The organism is Streptomyces canus, assembly GCF_001514145.1.
GTDB lineage: Bacteria > Actinomycetota > Actinomycetes > Streptomycetales > Streptomycetaceae > Streptomyces > Streptomyces canus.
In genome coordinates this window covers 1-728 of sequence record NZ_KQ948716.1, presented here as the reverse complement: position 1 = coordinate 728, position 728 = coordinate 1, and the positions used below count along the sequence as shown (strand labels likewise).

General features: G+C 67.4%; 1 protein-coding gene. It reads left to right on the top strand.

Features of this window, described 5'->3' with window-relative positions:
- Window positions 1-728, top strand: a 728-nt coding sequence (locus tag AQJ46_RS51185) for an ATP-binding cassette domain-containing protein (protein WP_059212217.1), incomplete at both ends; no start/stop codon positions are given.

The following is a 728-nucleotide window of genomic DNA, read 5'->3' as shown; positions in this document are numbered from 1 at the left end:
GGGCCAGGTCACCTGCGTGCTGGGCGACAACGGCGCCGGCAAGTCCACCCTCATCAAGATCATCTCCGGACTGCACCAGCACACCGAGGGCGAGTTCCTCGTCGACAACACCCCGGTGCGCTTCTCCACCCCCCGCGAAGCGTTGGACAAGGGCATCGCCACCGTCTACCAGGACCTCGCCGTGGTCCCCCTGATGCCGGTATGGCGCAACTTCTTCCTCGGCTCCGAGATGACCAAGGGCCCCTGGCCGATCCGCCGTCTGGACATCGAGAAGATGAAGAAGACCGCCGACCACGAACTGCGCGAGATGGGCATCGTCCTCGACGACCTCGAACAGCCCATCGGCACCCTCTCCGGCGGCCAGCGCCAGTGCGTGGCCATCGCCCGCGCCGTCTACTTCGGCGCCCGCGTCCTCATCCTGGACGAGCCCACCGCCGCCCTGGGTGTGAAGCAGTCCGGCGTGGTGCTCAAGTACGTGGCCGCCGCCCGCGACCGCGGCCTGGGCGTCATCTTCATCACCCACAACCCCCACCACGCCTACATGGTCGGCGACCACTTCAGCGTGCTGCGCCTGGGCACCATGGAACTGTCCGCCTCCCGCGACCAGATCACCCTGGAGGAGCTGACCAACCACATGGCAGGCGGCGCCGAACTCGCCGCACTCAAGCACGAGTTGTCCCAGGTCCGCGGCGTCGACACCGAAGCACTCCCCGAAGAGCAGGACCTCA